At 69.6% G+C, this 18,898-nt stretch carries 23 protein-coding genes and 1 riboswitch; of the genes, 19 read left to right on the forward strand and 4 right to left on the reverse strand.

All coding sequences use genetic code 11. The annotated features are described in order from the left end of the window. Window positions 1–53: 53 nt before the first annotated feature. Window positions 54–1,274 carry an ornithine--oxo-acid transaminase gene (rocD, locus tag D9V41_RS10655; protein WP_121794542.1) on the reverse strand — a complete coding sequence of 407 codons (1,221 nt, stop codon included), beginning with the start codon at window positions 1,272–1,274 and terminating at the stop codon, window positions 54–56. An 87-nt stretch (window positions 1,275–1,361) separates the two neighbouring features. Here rocD and D9V41_RS10660 point away from each other — a divergent pair, with 87 nt between their 5' ends. Next, the gene (locus D9V41_RS10660) at window positions 1,362–1,895 is read left to right on the forward strand and encodes a copper resistance CopC family protein (protein WP_166376001.1); all 534 of its coding nucleotides are present in this window, start codon (window positions 1,362–1,364) and stop codon (window positions 1,893–1,895) included. Then, a complete protein-coding gene (locus tag D9V41_RS10665; protein WP_121794544.1) occupies window positions 1,892–3,829 on the forward strand; it encodes a bifunctional copper resistance protein CopD/cytochrome c oxidase assembly protein in 1,938 nt (645 codons plus the stop codon). Before D9V41_RS10660 ends, D9V41_RS10665 begins: the two co-directional genes overlap by 4 nt. A gap of 25 nt (window positions 3,830–3,854) precedes the next feature. Here the strand turns inward: D9V41_RS10665 and D9V41_RS10670 are convergent, their stop codons facing one another. Then, a complete protein-coding gene (locus D9V41_RS10670; RefSeq protein WP_121794545.1) occupies window positions 3,855–4,472 on the reverse strand; it encodes a superoxide dismutase in 618 nt (205 codons plus the stop codon). Window positions 4,473–4,677: 205 nt separating this feature from the next. On the opposite strand from D9V41_RS10670, the gene clsA reads away from it, so the two are divergent. The 10 genes from clsA to gcvP all read left to right on the forward strand — a co-directional run bounded on the left by clsA (window position 4,678) and on the right by gcvP (window position 12,861). After that, a complete protein-coding gene (gene clsA / locus D9V41_RS10675) occupies window positions 4,678–5,238 on the forward strand; it encodes a cardiolipin synthase ClsA (RefSeq protein ID WP_121794546.1) in 561 nt (186 codons plus the stop codon). Continuing rightward, window positions 5,235–6,020 carry a DUF881 domain-containing protein gene (locus tag D9V41_RS10680; RefSeq protein ID WP_121794547.1) on the forward strand — a complete coding sequence of 262 codons (786 nt, stop codon included), beginning with the start codon at window positions 5,235–5,237 and terminating at the stop codon, window positions 6,018–6,020. The genes clsA and D9V41_RS10680 overlap by 4 nt, the downstream gene beginning before the upstream one ends. Next, window positions 6,017–6,349 (forward strand): small basic family protein, encoded by a 333-nt coding sequence (locus D9V41_RS10685; protein WP_121794548.1) that lies wholly within the window; start codon window positions 6,017–6,019, stop codon window positions 6,347–6,349. The genes D9V41_RS10680 and D9V41_RS10685 overlap by 4 nt, the downstream gene beginning before the upstream one ends. Then, a complete protein-coding gene (locus D9V41_RS10690) occupies window positions 6,342–7,034 on the forward strand; it encodes a DUF881 domain-containing protein (RefSeq protein ID WP_166376002.1) in 693 nt (230 codons plus the stop codon). The genes D9V41_RS10685 and D9V41_RS10690 overlap by 8 nt, the downstream gene beginning before the upstream one ends. Before the next feature lie 19 nt (window positions 7,035–7,053). Then, window positions 7,054–7,428 (forward strand): glycine cleavage system protein GcvH, encoded by a 375-nt coding sequence (gene gcvH / locus D9V41_RS10695; protein ID WP_121794550.1) that lies wholly within the window; start codon window positions 7,054–7,056, stop codon window positions 7,426–7,428. Window positions 7,429–7,538: 110 nt separating this feature from the next. Then, window positions 7,539–7,964, forward strand: a complete 426-nt coding sequence (locus D9V41_RS10700) for an FHA domain-containing protein (RefSeq protein WP_121794551.1) — start codon at window positions 7,539–7,541, stop codon at window positions 7,962–7,964. After that, a complete protein-coding gene (ftsR, locus tag D9V41_RS10705) occupies window positions 7,961–8,686 on the forward strand; it encodes a transcriptional regulator FtsR (RefSeq protein ID WP_121794552.1) in 726 nt (241 codons plus the stop codon). Before D9V41_RS10700 ends, ftsR begins: the two co-directional genes overlap by 4 nt. Before the next feature lie 2 nt (window positions 8,687–8,688). Beyond that, window positions 8,689–9,153 (forward strand): bifunctional nuclease family protein, encoded by a 465-nt coding sequence (locus tag D9V41_RS10710; protein ID WP_121794553.1) that lies wholly within the window; start codon window positions 8,689–8,691, stop codon window positions 9,151–9,153. A 130-nt stretch (window positions 9,154–9,283) separates the two neighbouring features. Beyond that, window positions 9,284–9,859 carry a MerR family transcriptional regulator gene (locus D9V41_RS10715; protein ID WP_121794554.1) on the forward strand — a complete coding sequence of 192 codons (576 nt, stop codon included), beginning with the start codon at window positions 9,284–9,286 and terminating at the stop codon, window positions 9,857–9,859. A gap of 13 nt (window positions 9,860–9,872) precedes the next feature. Further along, window positions 9,873–9,965, forward strand: a riboswitch (glycine riboswitch). Window positions 9,966–10,026: 61 nt separating this feature from the next. After that, window positions 10,027–12,861, forward strand: a complete 2,835-nt coding sequence (gcvP, locus tag D9V41_RS10720) for an aminomethyl-transferring glycine dehydrogenase (RefSeq protein WP_279432343.1) — start codon at window positions 10,027–10,029, stop codon at window positions 12,859–12,861. On the opposite strand, the gene D9V41_RS10725 is transcribed toward gcvP, so the two are convergent. Then, window positions 12,851–13,600, reverse strand: coding sequence for a serine aminopeptidase domain-containing protein (locus D9V41_RS10725; protein ID WP_243697236.1), 750 nt, complete (start codon window positions 13,598–13,600; stop codon window positions 12,851–12,853). The genes gcvP and D9V41_RS10725 overlap by 11 nt on opposite strands. A gap of 101 nt (window positions 13,601–13,701) precedes the next feature. Between D9V41_RS10725 and D9V41_RS10730 the strand changes: the two genes are divergently transcribed. Genes D9V41_RS10730 through D9V41_RS10760 form a run of 7 tightly spaced genes read left to right on the forward strand, consistent with a single transcriptional unit; the run spans window position 13,702 to window position 17,707 of the window. Next, complete coding sequence (locus D9V41_RS10730) at window positions 13,702–14,070, forward strand: hypothetical protein (protein WP_133434170.1); 369 nt, start codon at window positions 13,702–13,704, stop codon at window positions 14,068–14,070. Further along, window positions 14,063–14,458, forward strand: coding sequence for a hypothetical protein (locus D9V41_RS10735; protein ID WP_121794558.1), 396 nt, complete (start codon window positions 14,063–14,065; stop codon window positions 14,456–14,458). The genes D9V41_RS10730 and D9V41_RS10735 overlap by 8 nt, the downstream gene beginning before the upstream one ends. A 2-nt stretch (window positions 14,459–14,460) precedes the next feature. Next, a complete protein-coding gene (locus D9V41_RS10740) occupies window positions 14,461–14,919 on the forward strand; it encodes an SRPBCC family protein (protein WP_121794559.1) in 459 nt (152 codons plus the stop codon). 43 nt (window positions 14,920–14,962) lie between these two features. After that, the gene (locus tag D9V41_RS10745; protein WP_121794560.1) at window positions 14,963–15,247 is read left to right on the forward strand and encodes a hypothetical protein; all 285 of its coding nucleotides are present in this window, start codon (window positions 14,963–14,965) and stop codon (window positions 15,245–15,247) included. Beyond that, on the forward strand, window positions 15,244–16,338 hold the full coding sequence (locus D9V41_RS10750; RefSeq protein WP_121794561.1) for a hypothetical protein: 1,095 nt from the start codon (window positions 15,244–15,246) through the stop codon (window positions 16,336–16,338). Before D9V41_RS10745 ends, D9V41_RS10750 begins: the two co-directional genes overlap by 4 nt. After that, entirely contained in the window at window positions 16,335–17,075 is a 741-nt protein-coding gene (locus D9V41_RS10755) for a hypothetical protein (protein ID WP_121794562.1), read from the forward strand. Before D9V41_RS10750 ends, D9V41_RS10755 begins: the two co-directional genes overlap by 4 nt. Further along, window positions 17,072–17,707: a hypothetical protein gene (locus D9V41_RS10760; protein ID WP_133434171.1), complete on the forward strand. Its 636-nt coding sequence runs from the start codon at window positions 17,072–17,074 to the stop codon at window positions 17,705–17,707. The genes D9V41_RS10755 and D9V41_RS10760 overlap by 4 nt, the downstream gene beginning before the upstream one ends. 2 nt (window positions 17,708–17,709) lie before the next feature. Here D9V41_RS10760 and cobA read toward each other — a convergent pair whose 3' ends face one another. Further along, window positions 17,710–18,897: a uroporphyrinogen-III C-methyltransferase gene (cobA, locus tag D9V41_RS10765; RefSeq protein WP_121794564.1), complete on the reverse strand. Its 1,188-nt coding sequence runs from the start codon at window positions 18,895–18,897 to the stop codon at window positions 17,710–17,712. Window position 18,898 lies beyond the last annotated feature (1 nt).

Genomic DNA, 18,898 nt, shown 5'->3' on the forward strand with positions numbered 1-18,898 from the left:
GTCTCGATACGGCCTCCGCAGAGCTCCGGCCTACTCGGCCACCTGGGGGCGGGTCAGGCGGTGAGGGCGTCGGCGAGGGCGTCGATGGCGTGGTCGATCTCGTCGCGTTCTATGACCAGCGGGGGAGCGATGCGCAACGTGCGCTCGTGGGTCTCCTTGCAGAGCACTCCGCGATCGCGCAGCAGCATCGAGACCTCCCGTCCGGTCTTGGCGAGCGGATCGATGTCGACACCGGCCCACAAGCCTCGGCCGCGGACCGCCGCCACGCCCTTGCCCTCGAGTTCGGCGAGGCGTCGGTGCAGATGCTCGCCGAGTTCGGTGGCGCGGCGTTGAAACTCCCCGGTCGCGAGCAGGCCGACGACGGCGCGCCCCACGGCGCAGGCAACCGGGTAGCCACCGAAGGTCGAGCCATGCTGTCCCGGCTTGAGTACGCCGAGCACGTCGGCGCGGCCGATGACTGCTGACACCGGGACGATGCCACCGCCGAGGGCCTTGCCGAGGGTGTACAGGTCGGCGCGCACGCCCTCGTGATCGAGGGCGAACAGCTTTCCCGTCCGCGCGAGACCCGACTGGATCTCGTCGGCGATCATCAGCACGTTGTGCTCGTCGCAGAGTTCGCGCACCGACGCCCAGAAACCGGACGGGGGCACGATCACGCCGGCCTCGCCCTGGATCGGCTCCATCAACACCGCGGCCGTGTTCGGCCCGATGGCCGCTTCGACCGCGGCCGCGTCCCCATACGGCACCGTCACGAAGCCGGGCGTGAACGGGCCGTAGTTGTCATGTGCGACCGGGTCGTCGGAGAACGAGACGATCGTGGTGGTCCGCCCGTGGAAGTTGTTCGTGGCGACGATGATCTCGGCGGCGTCGGTTTGCACGCCCTTGACCTCGTACGCCCACTTGCGCGCCACCTTGATGGCCGACTCGACCGCCTCGGCCCCGGTGTTCATGGTCAGCACCATCTCGGTGCCGGTGAGCTGGGCCAGGTCCTCACAGAACCGTCCGAACTGGTCGTTGTGAAACGCCCGGGAGGTCAGGGTCAGCCGGTCCAGCTGCTCATGAGCCGCGCGGACGAGCGCCGGATGGCGGTGTCCGAAGTTCAGTGCGGAGTAGCCCGAGAGGAAGTCCAGATAACGCCGGCCGTCCACGTCGGTCACCCACGCGCCCTCGCCGCGAGCGATGACGACGGGCAACGGATGGTAGTTGTGCGCCCCCCAGCGCTCGTCGCGGGTGATGTACTCGCCGGTCTCCTGCAACTCTCCCTGCTGATCCATGCGTTCACGGTAAGCAGAGCGGCGGCTGAGGCCAAGGGCCTCGCGGGTATTCTCGAGACGTCCCCGTCATCGTCCCTGGGAGTCGTCATGTCCGCGGCCTGCCGCCGGTTGTTGTCCGTCCTCGCGATCGCATCGACGATGGTGCTCCTGATCGCCCCAGGGGCGAACGCGCATGCCGGGCTGGTCGGCGTCGACCCCGAAGACGGATCGCAGCTCGAGGCGCTCCCTTCGCAGGTGACCTTCACGTTCAATGAGGACATGCGCGAGCCGGCGTTCGCGAGCGTCGTGGTCGACGGCCGCCCGGTCTCGCTGCCGGCGGGCGACCCGACGATCGACGGTGAGAACGTGATCGTCGACCTCGCCGGGGTGACGACCGAGGGACGTGACTGGACGGTGTCCTACCGGGTGGTGTCCGCCGACGGTCATACGGTCGAGGGCAGCACGAACTTCACGATCCCCTCCGCGGAGGTCAACGACGATCCCATCGCCGCCGACAGCGAGGAGGACGGTGGCGTCTGGTCGTCCCCGTGGCTCTGGGTCGCCATCGTGCTCGTGCTGGCGGTCGCCGCGATGCTGCTGGTGCGTGGCCGTCGGGCCCCGTCCTCCCGCGACGCAGCATGAGAGCGCCGGCCCGTCTGGCCCTCGCCGGACTCCTCGTCGGCCTCGCCGTCGTCGTCGCCGCGATGACCCTCGCGGGCACCACTCCCGAAGCGGCGCCGCCGGGCATCCCCGATCCGGGCCCCTTCGTGGGATGGGCGCTTCCGATCGCCCGGCTGTTGACCGATCTCGGCGCCGTCGCGACGGTCGGATTCCTGCTCGTCGCTGTGCTCTTTCTGCCCTCGGGTGCGCAATTGCAGGGCTTGTCGGTGCAGGCCGTCCGGCTCGCCTCGTGGACGGCGATCGGCTGGGCCGTGGCCGGCACGACGCTCCTCGTCCTCAACGTCTCGGATGTCTTCGCCCGACCCGTGAACGGGTTGAACGTCAACCTCATCGGGTCGTTCGTCATCGACTTCGCGCCCGGACGCGCCTTCGCGCTGCAGGTGCTCGGCGCGATCATCGTCGCAGTGGTGTGTCGATGGACCCTCGCCGTACGTCCGCTGGCGGTCACGCTCGGCATTGCGGTGGCGACGGTCGTGCCGGTGGCGTTCGCCGGCCACGCGGCCAACGCCGGTTCGCACACGCTGGCGGTGTTCAGTCTCATGCTGCACCTCGTCGGCATCGTCGTGTGGGTCGGTGGTCTGCTCGCGCTGGCGTGGGTCGCCCTGCGCGGCAGCAAGCGCCTCCACGAGGCCATCGTGCGCTACTCGCCGATCGCGCTGTGGGCATTCGTCACCGTCGGCGCCTCGGGGGTCATCAACGCGGCGATCCGATTGGGCAGCTGGTCGCAGATCACCAGTTCCTACGGTCTGCTGGTGGTGGCCAAGACGGGCGCACTCGTCGCCCTGGGCGCGTTCGGTTTCCTGCAGCGCCGGCGCATCGTCGCGGCGGGTTCGGGTTTCGCGCGTCTGGCCGTGACCGAGTTGTTCGTCATGATCTCGGCGATGGCGCTGGCCGTGGTGCTGTCGCGCACGCCGACACCGGTGGGCGAGGACGTGCTGCAGACGCCGGCCGAGCGACTGCTGGGGGCTCCGATGCCCGAGGAGCCCACCGTGGCGCGGATCTTCCTCGGCTGGAGCGCCAACGGCTTCGGCCTGGTGTTCACGGTCTTCGCACTCGCCCTCTACGTGACCGGCCTCGTGGTGCTGCGCCGTCGCGGGGACCGCTGGCCGATCGGCCGCACGGTGTCGTGGTGCGTGGGCGTCCTGGTGGTCGCGTGGGCCACGATCGGCGGTATCGGCGAGTACTCGCACGTCATGTTCAGCATGCACATGATCTCGCACATGATGCTGTCGATGATCGCGCCGATCTTCCTCGTGCTCGGCGCACCGATCACGCTCGCCCTGCGGACCCTTCCTGGGGCCCGCCGACCGGGGGAGCACTCGCCGCGCGCCCTCCTCATGGCGTTCGTGCACTCGCGGCTCGCGCGCTTCTTCACGCACCCCGTCGTGGCCGCGATCATCTTCATGGGCAGCCTCTACGCCCTCTACTTCAGCAGCCTCTTCGAGGTCCTCATGCGGACCCATTCGGGGCACGTGTTCATGGAGGCGCACTTCCTGCTGGCCGGGGTGCTGTTCTACTACGTCGTGATCGGCGTGGACCCCTCGCCGCGTTCAGTGCCGCCGCTCGTGCGGTTCGGCTTGCTGATGATCTCGATCCCGTTCCACGCCTTCTTCTCGGTCGCGGTGATGGGCGCCGACTACGTCATCGCCGAGGGGTTCTACACCGCGCTCGACCGCCCCTTCGCCACCGACCTGCTCGCCGACCAGTACCTCGGCGGCGGCATCGCGTGGGCGACCGGCGAGGTGCCACTCGTGCTGGTCATGGCAGCGATCTTCGTGCAGTGGTTCCGGTCCGACTCCCGAGAGGCGCGCCGCCTCGATCGCAAGGCCGACCGTGACCACGATGCGGAGCTGGAAAAGTACAACGCCTACCTCCAGTCCTTGGACCGGAAGTAGGCGTCGTACGTCGCTGCTCAGCGGCTCAGAAGAGCACCTGACCACCCGAGGTGGCGGCGGTGAAGCGCTCCTGCGCGTCGGCCCAGTTGGCGATGTTCCAGAACGCCTTGACGTAATCGGCCTTGACGTTCATGTAGTCGAGGTAGAAGGCGTGCTCCCACATATCCAGCTGCGAGATCGGGATCAGCGTCGCCGGGATGTTGTTCTGCTGATCGTAGAGCTGAACGATGACGAGGCGCTGGCCCAACGTGTCCCAGGCGGTGATGGCCCAGCCCGAACCCTGGATGCCGAGCGCGGTGGCCTCGAACTGGGCGCGGTAGGCGTCGAACGATCCGAAGTTGTCATCGATGGCCGCGGCCAGCTCACCCGTGGGCTTGTCGCCGCCCTCCGGAGAGAGGTTCTTCCAGAAGATCGAGTGGTTGATGTGTCCGCCGAGGTTGAACGAGAGGTTCTTCTCCAGCAGGTTGACCGTCTCGAAGGAGCCGGTCGAGCGGGCCTCCTCGAGCTTCTCCAAAGCGGTGTTCAAACCGTTGACGTAGGTCTGGTGGTGCTTCGTGTGGTGCAGCTCCATGATCTTGCCCGAGATGTGCGGATCAAGTGCGCCGTAGTCGTACGGCAACTCGGGCAGGGTGTATTCAGCCACGCGTCCTCCTTGAGTGTGGTGGGCCGCTCGGCCCACGGCTGCGACGTAGAGGTGTCTGTCCACAGTCTGTCAGCCCAGATCACCCGCGCAAGAGCGGGTCGACCTTCGAGACAGCCTGCGCCGGCGGTGGCAGGCCATGGCCTAGGCTGGGACGCACACGAGCGAGCGAGGAGGGCGGGTGCCAGAACCGAGGGCGGAACGGTTGATGACCGTCCCCAACGTCTTGAGCCTCGTGCGCATAGCGCTCGTGCCGTTGTTCCTGTGGCTCGTGCTGGGGCCGCAGTGGGACGTCGCGGCGCTCGCCGTCCTGGTGGTCTCGGGCATCACCGACTATCTCGACGGCAAGATCGCCCGCTCGCTCGGCCAGACCTCGCGGTTGGGGGCGATCCTCGATCCCGTCGCCGACCGCCTCTACATCCTCGCGGTCGTCATCGGCCTCGGCCTGCGGGAGATCATTCCGTGGTGGCTGGCGATCATCCTGCCGCTGCGTGACGTCTTCTTGTTCTCGCTCGTGCCCTTCTTGCGCACGCGCGGGTTCAGCGCGCTCCCGGTCCACTTCCTGGGCAAGGCGGCGACCGCCGGCCTGCTCTACGCCTTCCCCCTGCTGCTGCTCGGGGACGGCACCGGGGTGGTGGCGGACCTGGCCAACGTCTTCGGCTGGGCCTTCACTATCTGGGGCGTCGGGCTTTACTGGTGGGCCGGCATCCTGTACACCTTCCAGTTGCGGCACCTGCTCACCACGATGCCGCCGGTGCGGTCGACATGACCACGCCGCCCTCGGGCGGGCGTGACGCCGAGGCCCTGCTCGACCAGCTGTGGCGGACCGCACTCGACGACGACTACTACGCGGTGCGGGACCGTTCCCCGCGCCGCTACTCGCGCGTGCTGAGCGGTGTGACGCTGCTGGCCTTCGGTCTCCTCATCTCCACGGCGGCGGTGCAGACGGCGACGGACCAACCCGCCACCGACCTCGAGCGCGCCGCCCTGATCGACGACATCGAGGCCCGCGAGGAACTCGTCCATCGCCAGCGCGGCCGTGTCGAAGAGCTCACCGCCGAGGTGGAGGCGTTGCGCGAGGCTGCAGCCGGCACGGACGTCGATGAGCGTGCCGCGGCCGTCGTCGCCGCGGACGAACCGGCCGTGGGCCCGGGCATCGTCATCACCGCGCGCTCCGGTGACCGTGGGGCGTCGGCGCAGATCTCCGATCTCGACCTCCAGCTGCTTGTCAACGGCCTGTGGTACGCCGGCGCCGAGGCGGTGGCCATCAACGGGCAGCGCATCGGGAGCATGACGGCGATCCGGTGGGCTGGCGAGTCGGTGACGGTGAACTACCGCACCCTCAACGAGCCGTACAAGATCACCGCGATCGGCCCACCCGAACTCGAAGAGAGCTGGACCGCCAATCCGTCCGGTCGGCACTGGCAGCATCGGTCCGACGCCAGCGGCGTGAGCTGGGATATCGTCACGGACGACGAGCTCACCGTCCCGGCCGTGCCTCGTGCGAGGCTGAGCCTGACCCACGCCACGTCGATGGAGGAGGTGCCGTGATCCCGATCATCGGCTTGGTCGTCGGCATCGTCGCCGGCTTCATCCTGCAGCCCACGGTCCCCGCGCCGCTGGAGCCGTACGTCCCGATCGCGATCATCGCGGCATTGGATGCCGTCGTGGGCGCTGTGCGGGCGCTGGGGGAGAAGCGCTTCGACGACCGGGTGTTCGTCATCTCCTTCGTGTCCAACGTGCTGATCGCGGCCGCCATGGTCTACCTGGGCGATCAGCTCGGCGTCGGTTCGCAGCTGTCCACCGGAGTGATCGTCGTACTCGGCATCCGGATCTTCGCCAATGCAGCCGCTATCCGCCGGCAGGTCTTCCATGCGTGAGCGGCGCCGGGTCGGCCGGCCGCTACAGCTCCTGGCGGGGGTGCTCGTCGCCGTGCTCGCGTTCGCGATCGTCGCGCAGTGGCGGCAGGACGAGCGGGAGGACTTCTCCGGGGTCCGCGGCGCCGAGCTGGGAGAACTGCTCAAGTCCCTCGACGCGTCCAACCAGCGACTCGCGCGCCAGATCGAGGAGCTCAGCGCCACGCGTGACGAGCTGCGCGATTCCTCGGCGAGTTCGGAGCAGGCGGAGGAGGCTGCCCGCAAGCGGGCGGCCGAACTGGCGATCCTGGCGGGGACGTCGGCGGCGGCAGGTCCGGGTATCGCCGTGGAGCTGTCCGGCCCGGAGGACGCCGTCACGGCGGCGATCCTGCTGGACTCGGTCGAGGAACTGCGCGACGCCGGAGCGGAGGTCATCGCGATCAACGGCGCCGCTCGCGTCGTCGCCCAGACGTACTTCCTCGACGATCGCGACGGCGTGCGCGTCGGCGGGCGTCTGCTCGAACCGCCGTACGTCATCGAGGCGATCGGCGACCCGCACACGATGGCCGAGGCCGTGCGATTCCGCGGCGGGTTGGCCGATCGTGTCGAGGATCGCGGCGGTACGGTGACTGTCGAGCAACGCGACCGGGTGGCGATCACGGCTCTCGCCGACGTCCCCGAGCCGCAGTACGCTCGTCCCGCATCGTGAGCCCTGACGAGGAGACGCCGTGATCCCTGAAGACCTGTACTACAGCCGCGAGCACGAGTGGGTGCGCCTGGAGGGTGACATCGCCGTCGTGGGCATCACCGACTTCGCGCAGGACCAGCTCGGCGACATCGTCTTCGTGGATCTGCCCGACTCGGGCGACGCCGTCGAGGCCGGCGCCGTGGTGGGCGAACTGGAGTCCACCAAGTCGGTGTCGGACGTGTTCTCGCCGGTCGACGGCGAGGTCGTCGCCCGTAACGACGTGCTCGAGGCGACCCCGGAAGTCATCAATTCCGACCCGTACGGCGAAGGCTGGCTGCTCCGGGTGAGGGTCTCCGGCGACCCCACGGAGGAGCTTCTCGACGCGGACGCCTACACGGCCCACACCGCGGGTTGACCACGCGGTGAACTCCTGGCCGAAGGGCCTGCCGATCGCTGGGCGTGAATGCTAGGTTGGACGCACCAACCTGAACGTGACCTTGAGACCTTTGGAGGAGTTGGTGATCGATGTCCACGCCGGGTGGAACTGAGGACACGAACATGTTCCCGGCGATCGACGCCGACACCGAGGAGATGTCCGCGACCGATCTTTCGGCCGTCGAGAGCCTCCCCGAAGGCAGCGCGATGCTCTTGGTGCAGCGCGGGCCCGACGCCGGATCGCGTTTCCTGCTCGATGACGATCACATCTCGGTGGGCCGTCATCCCTCGAGCGACATCTTCCTCGACGACATCAGCGTGTCGCGACGACATGCGACGTTCACGCGGCGCGACCGCGGCTTCGTGGTCTCCGACCTCGGCAGCCTCAACGGCACGTACGTGAACCGCGATCGCATCGACGGGGACATCCTGCTCAGCGGTGGCGACGAGGTCCAGATCGGCAAGTACCGGCTCATCTACTTCCCGGGCGCGTCCGCCCAGGACGGGCCCCAGTGAGCCAAGCGCTCCCGGAGCCGAGCGCGCGCCTGGGGATCGGCAAGGTCCTCGACGAACTGCGCCCGGATTTCCCCGAGTTGACGCTCAGCAAGCTGCGCTACCTCGAGCAGGAGGGGCTCGTGGAGCCCGAACGCACTGCTTCGGGGTACCGGAAGTACTCCTACGCCGACGTCGAGCGGCTGCGATTCGTGCTGCGCATGCAGAAGGAGCGGTTCTGGCCGCTGGGCCACATCCGGCAGGTGCTGGACGAGATCGATCGCGGTGTGCTGCCTGATCTCGCCGACGACGACGTCGCCTGGTTCGTCCCCGAGGTCACGGTCAGCTCGGCCGACGGCATGCCGACGGCGGCCACCTTCTCCGAAGGCCAGGGAGCGACCCGCCTCTCGCGAGATGAGCTGCTCGAAGCGGCCGACATCGACGCGGAGACGCTCGAAGCCATCGAGGAGTTCCAGCTCATCCGCCGGCGGCCGCAACAGCGCTACTACAGCCGCGACGATCTGCTCATCGCCTCGCTGGTCGGGAAGATGGCGACCTTGGGTATCGAGCCACGGCACCTGCGAGGTTTCCGCGCTGCGGCCGACCGCGAAGTCTCGTTGCTCGAACAGGCGGTGCCCTCCGCCTCGCGCACCAACCCGAACGCCGCCGCCACGCTGGCCGAGCTCGCCGCCACGCTGGTGCGGCTGCACACCGTCCTGGTCCGCAACGAGCTCCGGGGGAGCTAGCCATGCGCGAGCTGGAGGTCATCGGGGTCCGGATCGAGATGCCGACCAACCAGCCGCTCGTGCTGCTGCACGAGGTCGAGGGTCTGCGCTACCTCCCGATCTGGATCGGTGCCGTCGAGGCATCGGCCATCGCCCAGGCGCAGCAGCAGATCATGACCCCTCGTCCGCTCACGCACGAGCTGCTCACCTCGGTCATCGCCGAGCTCGGCGACGAGATCGAAGAGATCCGCATCGTCGACGTGAGCGACGGCGTCTTCTACGCCGAGATCGTGTTCGCCTCCGGCGCGGTGGTCGAGTCGCGGCCCAGCGACGCGATCGCGCTGGCGCTGCGGGTCACGGCGCGCATCGTGTGCGCCGAGGACGTGCTCGACGAGGCCGGGATCAGCTCCACGCGGGACGAGGAGGCCGAGGTCGAACGGTTCCGCGAGTTCCTCGAATCGGTCGACCCCGAGGACTTCGAGCGCTGAACCGGCGCGACACGCCGCGTCGGTTCTTGGTGAACCCTCAGGTTCAGCTTTACCTTGAGGGAGCACGCGAAGCACACGAGTGTCGTTTCGCGAGGTAGACTTCCCCCTACGGCACGCAGGAAGGCGCACGATGATCGATCCGACCACGGGAGACGACACGGCGGAGGCCCGTTCGCGCGCGGGCGACCAGGGCCTGTTGTTCACCGACGATCTCGCGCCCTTGCCCGAGGACACCGGCTTCCGCGGCCCTACCGCGTGCAATGCCGCCGGCATCACCTACCGCCAGCTCGACTACTGGGCCCGCACCGGTCTCGTCGTCCCCACCATCCGGTCGGCCACCGGCTCGGGTACCGCGCGGCTCTACTCCTTCAAGGACGTCCTGCTGCTCAAGATCATCAAGCGTCTGCTCGACGCGGGGGTCTCGCTCCAGCAGATCCGCACCGCCATCGACCACCTTCGTGAGCGCGGCACCGACGACCTCACCCAGGTGACGCTGATGAGCGACGGCGCGAGCGTCTACGAGTGCCGATCGGCCGACGAGGTCATCGATCTGCTCCAGGGCGGCCAAGGGGTCTTCGGCATCGCCATCGGCGGCGTGTGGAAGGAGATCGAGGGCACGCTGCTCGAGCTGCCGACCGAACGCGCCGAAAGCCAGCCGCAGGTGGCCGACGAACTGGCCGCGCGTCGGGCACGGCGCACCAGTTAGACTCGCACTGCTGCTGACACGTGTGGGAGAGACCGCGTCCAGGGCGCGGCGCCGAAGGGGCAATTCCTCCCCGGAACCTCTCAGGCACCCGGACCACACGAACGAGGCATCTCTGAAGCGCTGCGACAGAGGGGGAGGGGTTGTGACCGCCGACCCTGGAGCCCACTGTGACCACGCCCTTCGCCGCCCGCCACATCGGTCCCCGACCTAGCGATCAGTCGGTGATGCTCGAGCGGCTCGGCTACGACTCGCTCGACGCCCTGATGGCAGCCGCGGTACCGCAGGCCATCCGCCATGACGAAACGCTCGCGTTGCCGGACGCGCTGGACGAGACCGCCGCCATCGCCCGGCTGCGCGCACTGGCGGCACGCAATCGCCCCGGGGTGGCGATGATCGGGCTCGGATATCACCCCACGCTGACGCCGGCGGTCATCCGCCGCAACGTCCTCGAGGACCCGTCGTGGTACACCGCCTATACGCCCTACCAGCCCGAGATCTCCCAGGGCCGGCTCGAGGCGCTGCTGAACTTCCAGACCATGATCGGTGACCTCACCGGGCTGCCGACGGCCAACGCCTCGCTGCTCGACGAGGGAACAGCGGCGGCTGAGGCGCTCACCGTGATTCGGCGCGCCTCGCGAGGCAAGGATCTGCGCCCCATCGCGGTCGACTCGCGATTGGCACCCCAGACGCTCGCGGTGCTGCGCACCCGCGCCGAAGCGGTGGGCATCGAATTGCAGGAGCTCGAGCTCTCCGGGGCCGGTGGGGTCGAGGACGTGGCGGGCGTCGTGGTGGCCTACCCGGCAGCGGACGGTGCCGTGACCGATCCGTCGGCCGTGATCGACGCGGTTCACGCGGCCGGCGGACTCGCCGTCGTCGTCGCCGATCCGCTCGCGCTCGTGGCGCTCACGTCGCCAGGCAGTATGGGCGCTGACATCGTCGTCGGGTCCACTCAACGCTTCGGTGTGCCGATGTTCTACGGCGGTCCGCACGCCGCGTACATGGCGGTGCGCGACGGACTGGAACGGCACCTGCCGGGCCGGCTGGTGGGGGTGTCGGTGGACTCGGCCGGCGTCCCGGCGTACCGCCTCGCGCTGCAAACCCGCGAACAGCACATCCGCCGTGAGAAGGCCACCTCGAACATCTGCACCGCGCAAGTCCTCCTCGCCGTCGTGGCGGGCATGTACGCCGTCTACCACGGTGCCGAGGGCCTTCGGCAGATCGCGCTGACCGTGCACCAGCACGCGGCCACGCTCGCGGAGGCGCTGTGCGACGGTGGCGTCGAGATCGTGCACGAGGAGTTCTTCGACACCGTCGTGGCGCGCGTGCCCGGTCGGGCGGGCAGCATCGTGGCAGCCGCGCGGAAGTCGGGGGTCCACCTGTGGCAGGTCGACGGCGACCACGTGCAGGTCGCCTGCTCCGAGGCGACGACGTTGGAGCACCTGGAAGCGGTGCTGCGAGCGTTCGGGGTGTCGGCGCCAGGGATGCTCTCCGGACGGGCCTATCTGCCCGAACCGCTCCTGCGTCGCGACGAGATCCTGACCCACCCGGTGTTCTCCGAGCACCGCAGCGAGACGCAGCTCCTGCGGTATCTGCGCAAGCTCAGCGACCGTGACTACGCGCTCGATCGGGGGATGATCCCGCTCGGCTCGTGCACGATGAAGCTCAACGCCACGACCGAGATGGAGCCGATCAGCTGGCCGGAGTTCGCCGAACTCCATCCGTTCGTGCCGGCCGAGGACGCCGCCGGCATGATCGAGCTCGTCGAGACGCTCGAGGGCTGGCTCGCCGAGGTCACCGGCTACGCCGCGGTGTCCGTCCAGCCAAACGCCGGCTCGCAGGGCGAGTTCGCCGGGCTGCTGGCGATCCGGGCCTACCACTGCAGCCGGGGTGACGAGGCGCGCGACGTCTGCCTCATCCCATCGTCGGCTCACGGAACGAACGCCGCGTCCGCGGTCATGGCCGGGATGCGCGTCGTCATCGTCGCCGCGAACGAGTCCGGCGAGGTCGACCTCGCCGACCTTCGCGCCAAGTGCGACCAGCACCGCGACGACCTCGCCGCCATCATGGTCACGTATCCGTCGACCCACGGCGTCTACGAGCACGGCATCGGCGAGTTGTGCGACATCGTCCACGAGGCCGGCGGACAGGTGTACGTCGACGGCGCCAATCTCAATGCGCTGCTCGGGCACGCCCGCCCGGGCGCCTTCGGCGGCGATGTCTCGCACCTCAACCTCCACAAGACGTTCTGCATCCCGCACGGTGGCGGTGGTCCCGGCGTCGGTCCGATCGCCGTGGCAGAGCACCTCGTACCGTTCCTGCCCAGCCACCCGCTGCACCCCCGCGAGGAGCGCCGCGAGGGAATCGGTGCGATCAGCGCCGCTCCCTACGGATCGGCGGGAATCCTGCCCATCCCGTTCGCGTACGTCTCCATGATGGGCCCGCAAGGGCTCACCGACGCCACGTCCGTGGCGGTTCTGTCGGCCAACTACGTCGCTGCGCGGCTGCGTGACGCGTTCCCGGTGCTGTATGCGGGCGACCACGGTCTCGTCGCCCATGAGTGCATCGTGGACGTGCGCGAGGTGACCAAGCGGACCGGCGTGTCGGTCGAGGACGTCGCCAAGCGCCTCATCGACTACGGGTTCCATGCGCCGACGATGAGCTTCCCGGTCGCAGGGACGCTGATGGTGGAGCCGACCGAGTCGGAGGACCGCGCTGAGCTCGATCGGTTCTGCGACGCGATGCTCGCGATCCGCGCCGAGATCGATCGCCTCGCCGACGGCGGCTACGCCGCGGACGACAACCCGCTGGGCAACGCTCCGCACGCCGCCCGCGAACTGCTCGAGTGGTCGCACGGGTACTCGGTCGCCGAGGGCGTGTTTCCGGCCGGGGCGACGCAGGACAAGTACTGGCCGCCCGTCGGGCGAATCGATCAGGCGTACGGCGACCGCAACCTGGTCTGTTCGTGCCCGCCCGTCGAAGCGTTCGACGCGGTCAGCGACTGACGTCCGCCCACCAGGTGACGACCTGGTCGACAACAGGGTCGGGCGTCTTCGCCCAGAACACGTGGTGGGTCGAGCCGCCTTCGGGCGTGTCGGCTCTGCGATAGTCCCAGCGCGTCAACGCACTGGGCTCGATGAGGGTCCGCTCGAAGTGCCGCGAGGCGGCCGCCACCGCGTAGCGGTCGCCTTCGAGGTCGATCGCGAGGGTCGGTGTGTCGATCCGGTGGGGGACCGGGAACGGCGCCCCGCCTGTGCGCGCCACGTGGGCCCACTCGCGCATGAGCGTGCGGGCTCCCGGCGCGCCGAACAGCGGTGGCGGCACGAAGCCGCGAACCGCCGATGCCAGCGGCACGAGCAGGCCCATCGTGAGGAGTCCGAGGCCGGCATGCGGGTAATACCGGAAGTGCGGCAGCGACGCGCCGACGAGGACGATGCCGTCGGCGGGCTCGTGGGTGAGCTGGTGGCCCACCGCGACGTGCCCGCCGAGACTGTGCCCGAGCAGGAGCACGGGATGGTCGGGGAACTCCGCCCGCGCCTTGGCGACTGCCTCGGCAGTGTCGGCGATCTCGTCGGCGTAGGACCAGTCGTGGCGGCGCGACGCCCGCACGCCGTCACGCTCGAAACCTCGGCGCGGAAGGGCTCGCGCATGCCAGCCCCGGGACTCGAACGCCTCGACCACGCGACCGTAGAAGTGCGAACCGATAGCCATGGCAGGAGAGACGAGGACGACCGGAGTGTTCACGTCGCTCATTGTGACAGTAATGCTGTCAGTGTTGCCACCCTCGGTCCAGTGGTCGTCTGCCGCATGGAACACTTTCCTGCGTCGAGTCTTCGGAGGTGGCGGTGAGCGCGCTGGTGGTCTACGCGACCTGCGCCTATGCGCTCGCGGTCGGCGCGTACGCGGCATGGCACAGCTGGCGCGGCTATCGGTTCAGCAACCCGTTGTTCTACGCGATCGCGCTGCTCGAAGTCGGGCTGATCGCGATCACCGTCGGCTCGGCGATGGCCTACAACGGGCGCGATCACGAGGTGGACGGCATCCTGTTCTTCTCGTACCTGGCGACGACGCTCGTCATTCCACCGGCGGCGGTGTTCTGGGGCGTGGTGGAGAAGACGCGCTGGGGGACCGGCGTCGTCACGATCGCGATGATCACCGTCGCCGCGCTCATGCTCCGGCTTCACGGCATCTGGGAGGGGCCCGCTCGTGGCTGACGCGCACACCTCACACGGTTTCGGCCGCCTTCTCGTCGCGGTGTACGCGGTCTTCGCGCTCTCGGCGTCCGCCCGCTCGCTGTACCAGCTGGCGACTCACGCGGAGGACGCGCCGTTCGCGTACTCGCTGTCGGCGCTGGCGGGACTGGTGTACGTGCTCGCGACCTACGCCCTGGCGACCAACCGGCAGCGGCTCGCGTCATGGACGATCGGGTTCGAACTCGTCGGCGTGCTCGCCGTCGGCCTGCTGACGGTGCTCGATCCTGCGCTCTTTCCCGAGGCGACCGTGTGGTCGCTGTTCGGCATCCAGTACGCGTTCGTGCCGCTCGTCCTGCCGCTGATCGGCCTGTGGTGGGTCTACCGGCGACGCGCCGTCAGCCGGGCCTGACCGTGGAGGTCGAGCCATACGAGTTCCGGTCCCGGTGGGAGCTGCCGGTCGACCGCGCCCACCTGTGGAACGTCGTCGAAACGTCGCTCGCGGCCGACGACCCGCTCCCGTGGTGGAATCTCGTCCAGGTGGTGGGACGCGACGACGGCGCACTGCACCTCATGGCCCGCAGTGGCCTGGGGTATCGGCTGCGCTTCACGATCGACGACCTGCGGCTACGCCGGCCCGGCCAGATGACGTTCACCTCGACCGGGGACCTCGTCGGGCGCGCCGTCTTGCGCTTCGTACCGGTCGGCCGACGCCGAACGGTGCTACTGATCGACTGGCATGTCGAAGTGACGCGGCCGTGGATGCGACGAACCGACGTCGTCTTGCGACCGGTCTTCTCCGCAGCGCACGCGGTCGTCATGCGTCGTGGAGAACGTCGCCTGCGGCGATGGCTGGGAGAATCGGGCCGCTGACGCTAGGCTCCTGTCGGGCACGTACCGGCACGAGGGGGCACACATGGCCGATCTGTTCGTCGACACCGATCTGCTGCGCCGAGCGCAACGGGATCTCGACCGCATCGAGCCGCTGCTGCGCGCGCCGACGGAGGGCATGGCGGACCTGGCCGGTAGCGCGACCGAGGTCGTTCGGCTGCGCGAGGCGCTGCGCGAGTTCGGCGACGAATGGGACTACGGCATCGGCAAGCTGGCGAACTTCACCGGCGGTCTCGCCGAAGCGCTGCAGACGATCCGCGACACGTTCGACGAGGCCGAACGCCAGCTGAGCGGGGCGTTCGAGCAGTGACCGCTTATCCCCATCTGGGTTTCGATCCCGTCGCCAGCGACGAGGGCTCCGGCGCGAGCATCGCCTACCAGCTGCGTCGCACCGCGAGCCGACTCGACGAGATGATCGGCCTGCTCGAGGGCAAGGACGGGACGTGGCAAGGCCGGTCCGCGGAGGCGTTCCGTGCGTCGGTGGACGATGAACTCCTGCCGCGCGCCCGGGAGGCACGCGAGAGCTTCTCGCTCGCCGCTCGCGCCGTCGACGGCTGGGTCGGCGATGTCCCGGGATTTCGTCGGCGCGCACAACTGCTGGAGGACGAAGCGGCCGCGGCGGCGTCGCAGGCGGTCGCGGCTCAACAGCGCCTCGACGGACTCGTGGCGCCGGCGGAGGACGCTCCCGAGCGCGAACAGTTCGACCGCGACCGCCGTGCAGCGGAGCGTGCCGTCAGCGCGGCGCAGGGCGACATCTCTCGCATCCTCGAGGACGCGCGGCGTCTGCAGGACGACGTCGAGGCGCGCGGCGCGGAGGTCGCCACGTCACTGACCACGGCGATGAACATCGCCCCGGACAAGCCGGGGCTCTTCGCGAGCCTGGCCGACTTCGACATCGGCGAATGGCTCAGCGACGCCGCCGACTGGTTCATGGACGACTTCCTGCCCGCGTTGCAGGAACTCGCCCGCGTCGTGGGTGCCGTCGCGACCATCGCCGCGTTCGTCTGCACGATCCTCACCCCGTTCTTCCCGGCGCTGGCCGCCCTGGCCGGGGCGTTCGCGCTCATCGGCCGCATCGCCGGTCTGGTCGACCTCGCCGTCTCGGGCATCAACATGCTGGCGGGGAAGGAAGGCGCGTTCGGCGAGTTCCTCGTCGGAGCGGTGTCCACCGTCGTCGGCGCGAAGATCGGCAGCATGGTCGGGCCCATCGTCGAGGCCAACCTCAACATGGGGGCGCTCGTCCCGGTCATCGCGGGGGTGGGGAGCAGCGGTACCGCCACCCTGGCGTTCCAGGTGAACCAGAACTTCCTTCCGTCGGCGGTCTACTGGGGGATCACCAACTTCCGCGACGTCTCCGGGGCCGTCGACGAGCTCGACCCGCGCCGCGAGGAGGCACGGTGAGCACCCCGATGCTCGCGACCCCCCTGCCGTTCGGGTGGTTGGAGATCGGCGCGTTCGAGGACGCCGACACGGTCGAGGCGTTCGTACGCTCCCGGCTCGACACCGATCCCGCCGACCTTCCGGCCGAGGTGACGGCTCAGGTCGCGGCGGCGTTGCGCGAGGCCCACGCCTGGACCACCAGTGTCTCGTGGCACCACCTGGGCGTTCTCGTCACCTCGGTGAGCGAGCAGACCGGATCGGATCAGCGCCGACCGACGGCGTGGACCGTGGGAGTGACCACGATGCCCGCGCCCCCGTCGCGCGAGATCAATCCCGCCGGGCTCATCGAACGGCTGCTCCCGAGCCGGGGTCCGGCCATGGACATCAGCACCGTGCGGCTCCCTGACGGGCGCGACGCCGTGTCGGGCACGGGGACGCTGTCCGCCGCGCGCGCGGCCGACACTGACCACCGCGTCGAGCTCCCGCGCTACGATCCGTCAGCACTCGGCCTCGTGACGACGTGGGTTCCGCTGCCCGAGAGCACCGTCCTCCTCGGCGTCGTCGCGGTGGCGCTCAGCGCTGACGAGCTCGCCGCACTGCAGCTGCTGACCGTCGAGATGGCCGCGGGCGCGCAGCTGGTGGACGACCCCTCGACCCTGCCCTCCGAGCGGGTGCTCGTGGACCCGGATCGTCGAGTGCACCCGGACGGCTACCTGCCGCCGGCTCTGGAGCACGTCGCCCACGAGGCGAACTCGTGATGTGGCTCGTCGGCAGGCAGGCGCGAGCGCTCGTCGATGGCTCCACGGCGGCCCCGGGAGACCATCGCGAACAGCTGATGACGCTCGACCGAGCACTGGCGTCGCCGCTGCGGCTGGCCGTCGGTGGCGTCGCCCTCGTCGTGGCCGGCCTGGCCAGTCTCGTGGTCGGACTGGCGGCGATCACGATCGTCGACGGCCGGATGGACGTCGCCTCGTGGCTTCTCCTCGGCGTCGCCCTCGTGGTCTACGCAGGTGCGATGGCCGCGCTCATCGTGCTCGGTCGCTCCGGTTCGCGGCTGGTGGACGCCTGGTTGCGGTGGTTCGGCGCGCACCGCGAACCCGTCGGTCGTCGCGGGATCTGGGGGCGCTTCTTCACGCTGGGGTCGTGGGTTCGGGCGGTGGCGACGGCACTCGTCCTCCTCGCGGCGTTGATGGCCGCGGGCCTGGTCGTGGCGGGCGCGAGTCCGGGGAATCCGGCCGGGTTCGACGGCGATGGTCGGGTGTTCAGCGTGGCGCTCGGTCTCGCGTGGGGCATCCCGCTGCTGGCGACCACCGTGACGTTCGCGAGGGGCGACTTCCGGACGATGGCGGCGATCGGGCGCCGGGTCCGTGATGAGTATGCCCGCCGTTGATCTCAGGAGGACAGCGCCGTGACGACGTCGCCCACGACGACGATCGCCGGCGCGCTCGCCCCTGCCTGCGCGGCGCGCCCGGCGATGTCGGCGAGGACGCCGGTCGTCACCCGCTGATCGGGCAGGAATCCGCGCTCGATGACGGCCGCGGGCGTCGATCCCGCGTGTCCCGCAGCGATGAGCTCCTCGGTGGTCTGCGCCAACCGTTTGACGCCCATCAGCAGGACGAGGGTGTGGTCGCTGCGGCGGGGGAGCTCGGCGAGCTCCTCGTGGCCCGTGACGACGGTGAAACCGCGCGCGACCCCGCGATGGGTCACCGGGATGCCGGCCGCCGCCGCGACGGCGATGGCGCTGGTGACGCCCGGAACGACCTCGACCGGGATTCCCGCGGCGCGGCAGGCCAGTAGCTCTTCGCCGCCACGGCCGAACACGTACGGGTCGCCGCCCTTGAGTCGCACCACGATGTTGCCCTCGCGCGCACGGTCGACCAGGATCGCGTTGATCTGCTCCTGGGGAACGGGATGGCGGTCGGGCATCTTGCCGACGTCGATGACCTCGACGTCCTCGTCGAGCTCCTCGAGCACGGCCTGCGGTGCCAGCCGGTCGACCACGACGACGTCCGCCTCGGCGAGGAGCCGCCGACCGCGCGTGGTGAGCAGACCGGGATCGCCGGGCCCGGCGCCGACCAGGGCGACCTTGCCCCCCGGGTGATGAGTCCGATGGCGCAACGGAAGCTCGCCGGACTCGACCGCCGCGACCACCGCATCGCGCAGCGTGGCGGCGCGCCGAGCGTCCCCGCCGGCGTTGATCGCGACCGCCACGTCGTCGACGCGCCCGGTGGCCGGCATCCACGCCGTCGCGGCCTCGGGATCGCCCCCCTTGAGACACCACAGATGTGCCTTCTCGGCGTCGCGCGCGACCGCGTCGTCGGTCGCCGGATCGGCGGTGGCCGTCTGCACCAGCCATGCACCGTCGAGATCGCCGGGCTGATAGGCGCGCGCCACCCACGTCACTTCGTCACGTTCCACCCGCGCGGTCAGGGCGGGGGAGAGTTCCGGGGCGATGACCACGACGTCGGCACCCGCCTCGACGAGCGACGTCGTCCGTCGGGACGCCACATGGCCGCCACCGACGACCACGACGCGGCGCCCGGTCAGGCGCAGCGAGATCGGGAAGAGGGGAGCGGTCACG

This window comes from Aeromicrobium phragmitis, from assembly GCF_003674095.1.
In the GTDB taxonomy this organism is placed as follows: Bacteria; Actinomycetota; Actinomycetes; order Propionibacteriales; family Nocardioidaceae; genus Aeromicrobium; species Aeromicrobium phragmitis.